Consider the following 4,762-nt stretch of genomic DNA (forward strand, 5'->3'; position numbering starts at 1 on the left):
GGGCCGGGTCGGATGATGCCCGTTGCGCACGACAGCCGCGTGACCTGCTTCAGTGCGCAAGTCGGAAAATTGAGCCAGATAACCGGCAAGTTCAGCTTCAACTGCTGTTGCGATCAATTGCTGCGCCCCCGTTCTCAGCAAATCCGTCAGCGCGTCCGTGATCCCGTCTCGACGCGCAAAATCAACAATGTTAGTCGTTTCCATGGTGGTGTATCTCCTTCGGTTGGGCTGCTGTCTTCCAACAACAAATCAACCAGATACGCCGCCAACCTTCAAACCGCCAAAACACCAGATTCAGTCATAGCTCAACACAAGCCAGATCAGTTCTTAGCTGAATCGCAAAACTGACCTCGGAAAAAGAACCACTGTAATTATACTGATAACTAAACCGGCGATCTCAGCGAAATTGAATTCATTACCAACTTGTTGGATAAAGCCGCATGATCCCAAGTATAAAGCCGAGCACTTGTGGGCGTTCAAATACTGCAACTGGACCCTCTACCCTCCACACGAGCGGAGGGTAGATTCGGGGATGATGTCTGTTGTACCTTTACAAAAACGGAAGGTCAGTCAGCTTTGCAGGGTGAACTGCATCGCCAATCCGCGCCTCGACTCGGTCACCGATAGCGCAAGTCGTTTCGATCAGGGCAAAACCGATGTTTTTCTTCAGCCGGTAGGAGAAGATGCAATTGGTCAAATCACCCACCTTCTTGCCGTCTTTGAAGATTGGGTTCCACAAAAAGCCTGGTTTCACGGGATCGCCAGCATCCAATATGATCCCCAAAGTATGGCGCTTTGCCCCTTCGGCAGCGATGCGACGCAGAGCCTGGATACCAATAGTATCATCCGGTACATTTAGATCGACATATTTACCCATCCGCACTTCGTAGGGGTTCGTCGTCCCATCCGTATCCCCTCCATAGGATATGAGACCGGATTCCACCCGCTCGCACCAGTTAGGGCCGCCAGGACCTATGCCAAAAGGAGCACCGGCCTCGCGGAAGATGTTCCAAAGCGCGCTGCCCTTGCTGCCATCCCGCAGATATATCTCGAACCCACCCTGTTTCGACCAGCCAGATCGTTGGACAACAACAGGGATGCCGTTGATTTCAGTTTCCTTGAACCAGAAATATTTCACATCCCGTACCCAGTCACCGCAGACATTCGCTACTACCTCTTCGGCCTTTGGGCCTTGGATCGCCATAGGAGAGACGTCAGGCTCACTAATCTCTACCTGTAGGCCTCGTTCGGCTGCGATAGACTTGGCCCAAAACCAGATATTGCTGTCCCCAATCGAGAGCCAGTATAGGTCGTCGGCCAGCTTGAGACAGACAGGATCGTTGATCAGAATGCCCTGATGGTCGCACAAGGGCACATACTTGCCTTGCCCCACCTTTTGCTTCGATAGGTCGCGGGGGGACAGAATCTGGGCCAAAGTACCGGCATCGGGGCCCTTCAACTGCACCTGACGTTCGACTGCCACGTCCCATTGGCTGACGTTATTCATCAGTCGCCAATACTCGGCTTCTGGATCGCCAAAAGCCGTAGGCATAAGCATGTGGTTATAGGTTGTGAAGTTGGTGACGCCTTCCTTGACTGTCGCGTCATAGAAGGGAGAGGGGCGAAGGCGAGCAGAGGGAGTGATACCGTACAAGATGGACTCCGAGGATCAAAGGGGTTTCAGGGGTGCGCACGACAGCAATTAGAGCTTCGTGTGTTTGCGCGGTAACATCGACGTTGAAGTTTCGACGATCCGGAAGGACACGGGTCATTGCGCCAAAAAATGCTAAACTGGCTATATCATGACAGAAACGCGAACACAGTTCTTGTCGGGGCAGACATACGAGGCCTTTTCCTTCCGTGTTGGAAAGTTCTGCCAACGGGGCTTTCGCCGCATCAACAGAATGGTGTTTCGGGGCAATTGATAGGCAACGTGTGTGGACCAGAGTCTGCCTTTGACCAAAAATAGGTCAATTCCATTCCAGAGTTCAAACAACTGTTTTTCACGCTGAGACCCCAATTTTGTCATGGCGGGCATCATGCGATCTCGAAAAACCCAGCCGCACCCATGCCGCCACCTACGCACATTGTGACAACAGCTTGGGTTGCAGCGCGACGGCGACCTTCAATCAGGGCGTGCCCCGCAAGACGAAGCCCGGTCATTCCATAAGGATGGCCAACAGAGATGGCGCCGCCATCGACATTGACCCGCGCGGGATCAAGCCCCAATTGATCGATGCACGGCAGAGCCTGGGCTGCAAAGGCCTCATTGAGCTCCCAAAGATCGATGTCCGCGACGCGTCGGCCTGCGCGCTCCAAGAGGCGCGGCACGGCATGGATCGGGCCAATACCCATCTGCTCAGGCGGACAGCCAGTCACTGCCATCATCCGAAAGATGCCGAGGATCGGCAAGTTGCGGCGTTCGGCGGCTCGACGCTCCATCAAGACCATCGCCGCCGCACCATCCGAAAGCTGGCTGGCAGTGCCAGCGGTCACCACGCCACCGTCGCGCACAGGTTTCAACGCAGCCAGCCCGTCGGCAGTCGTTTGCGGGCGGTTTCCTTCGTCGCGCGCGAGCGTCACATGCACCTCGCCAACCTCACCAGTCGCCTTGTCCTTGAGCAGTCTTGTCGCGCTGATCGGAACGATTTCGGCATCGAACCTACCCGCCAACTGTGCAGCAGCGGTTCGCATCTGAGATTGCAGCGCAAAGGCGTCCTGCGCCTCACGGCTGACATTCCATGTTTTGGCGACCGCTTCTGCCGTATCGAGCATCGGCAGATAGGCCATCGGCTGATGCGCAGTGACACCGGCATCCCGCTCACGGAAGGCCCAGTCGAAATAGGGCGTTTGGATGGCCGAGATATTCTCCTGACCGGCGGCGATGACAACCTCCATTCCGCCTTGCACGATCTGCCCTGCCGCAATGGCGATGGCTTGCAAGCCCGAAGCGCATTGCCGATCCACAGTCTGACCCGCAACCGAGACGGGCAAACCCGCTGCGAGGGCGGCAAGACGGCCAAGGTTCATCGCGGCGGTGCCTGCTGTCAGCACAGAGCCTATGACCAGATCCTCCACCTCGCCCGGATCAATACCAGCGCGGCTGACCGCAGCGGCGATGGCATGCGCGGCAAGACTAGGCGATTTGATGTTGTTAAGACTTCCCTTGAAGGCAAGCCCGATTGGCGTGCGGGCAAAGGATACGATGACAGCTTCACGCATCAGGTGATTTCTCCGGTTTCAAGCATCTGACGGATGCGTTTCTTATCGATCTTCCCGACCGATGTGCGCGGTAGTGCCGAAACGCGGTATATGAGGTCAGGTGCAGCCCATTTTGGCAAATCGCCCGATTCTATTGCAGCGTCTATGCGGTGCCGAATAGCAGCATCGATCTCTTCAGACGGATCCATGACCGCTACTAGAACCGGCCTTTCACCCCAGCGGTCATCCAGCACACCCACGGCAGCCACTTCAATCAGCCCAGGCACCGTGGACACGAGGTTTTCCAGCGTCAGCGACGACACCCATTCACCGCCAGACTTGATGACGTCCTTCAGTCTATCGGTGATCCGCAGGGTGCCGTCGGGCGAATGATGTCCTACATCCCCTGTATGCAGCCAGCCCCCGCGCCAAAGGTCCGCGCTGGCCTCTGCGTTCTGAATGTAGCCGTGGGTCAACCAAGGTGCACGGACGATGACTTCACCCGTGGTCCTGCCGTCTTGCGGCACATCCTCCATATCCGGGCTTACCACCCGTACCTCGACCAGTGGTACGGGCCTGCCCGTCGCGGTGCGGATGGTCACATCATCGCTTATCTGGCTAGCCAGCATGTCGGCATGGGTCACAAAAGGACAGGTTTCGGACATGCCATAGGCCGCATGCAGGTCGATGCCGAGGGCGCGCGCCTGACGGGTCAGCCCCTCGGATAGCGCAGAGCCTCCGATCAGCACTTTCCAGCACGTCAAGTCTGTGCTGGCCGCCTTAGGCGCTCCGAGAACCATCGCCAGAATCGTCGGCACACAATGCGAGAAAGTCACCCCGTGCTGTTCGATCAAAGACAAAAGCCGTTCGGGTTCATAGCGGCCTGGATAGATCTGCTTCAGCCCAAGGAACGTGGCAATATACGGAAAACCCCAACCATGGACATGGAAAAGCGGTGTTATCGGCATGTAGACATCATCCCGCTTCAGCCCGCCCTGCCCCGGGACTGTGCCAAGATCTGCAGCAGCGGCCAGTGTATGCAAGACCAGTTGGCGATGACTATAGCTAACGCCCTTTGGGTCGCCCGTCGTGCCTGTCGTATAAAACAGGGTCGCCCTTGTGTCTTCGGGCAGATCCGCGAAGTCAAAACGGGCGGTCTGCTGTGCTAGGAGTGTTTCGTATTCGCCTGTAAACTCAACAGGCACTGCCGCATCCTCACGGTCTGTCAGCAAGATCAACGTCAAGCGGCGCGTCACCCGAGGCATATAGCGCGACAATCTGGGTGAGACGGCGGCGACAATCATGATGAGATTCTATGTCGCGGCATCTGTGACGATATCATCGTTATTGCCGTCGGCAAGATTTTCTTCGTCTGTTGTTTGTCGCTCCGCGTCAATCAGCGGTGTGTTGTTGATTGTCGCGTATGTGGCAGGCCTGCCTCGCTTGCGTTTGGCTTCGAGCGCGGATCGCCGCCGGTAGCTCTCGACATTCATTTCGAAGATGGTCGCATGATGAACAAGCCTGTCGACGGCCGCGAGTGTCATGGCGGGATCGGGGAAGA

4 protein-coding genes and 1 pseudogene are annotated in these 4,762 nt (G+C 56.6%); all 5 read right to left on the reverse strand.

What is annotated here, in order from left to right; translation table 11 throughout:
* Positions 1 to 204 (reverse strand): annotated as a pseudogene (locus BM174_RS20520) (IS256 family transposase); the annotation flags it as partial.
* 346 nt (positions 205 to 550) lie between these two features.
* Positions 551 to 1,654 (reverse strand): glycine cleavage T C-terminal barrel domain-containing protein, encoded by a 1,104-nt coding sequence (locus BM174_RS20525; RefSeq protein ID WP_093925647.1) that lies wholly within the window; start codon positions 1,652 to 1,654, stop codon positions 551 to 553.
* 383 nt (positions 1,655 to 2,037) lie between these two features.
* Positions 2,038 to 3,222, reverse strand: coding sequence for a thiolase family protein (locus BM174_RS20530; RefSeq protein ID WP_093925648.1), 1,185 nt, complete (start codon positions 3,220 to 3,222; stop codon positions 2,038 to 2,040).
* Positions 3,222 to 4,505: an AMP-binding protein gene (locus tag BM174_RS20535; RefSeq protein ID WP_093925649.1), complete on the reverse strand. Its 1,284-nt coding sequence runs from the start codon at positions 4,503 to 4,505 to the stop codon at positions 3,222 to 3,224. The genes BM174_RS20530 and BM174_RS20535 overlap by 1 nt, the downstream gene beginning before the upstream one ends.
* Positions 4,506 to 4,514: 9 nt before the next feature.
* On the reverse strand, positions 4,515 to 4,762 hold a 248-nt coding region (locus tag BM174_RS20540; RefSeq protein WP_245766475.1), incomplete at its 5' end, for an ATP-binding protein.

The organism is Sulfitobacter brevis, assembly GCF_900112755.1.
GTDB classification, from domain to species: Bacteria; Pseudomonadota; Alphaproteobacteria; order Rhodobacterales; family Rhodobacteraceae; genus Sulfitobacter; species Sulfitobacter brevis.

What these genes read in the sequence shown, in the direction of transcription:
- BM174_RS20535 (WP_093925649.1), bottom strand. Translation starts at nt 4,505, where the DNA reads ATGATTGTCGCCGCCGTCTCACCCAGATTGTCGCGCTATATGCCTCGG.
- BM174_RS20530 (WP_093925648.1), bottom strand. Translation starts at nt 3,222, where the DNA reads ATGCGTGAAGCTGTCATCGTATCCTTTGCCCGCACGCCAATCGGGCTT.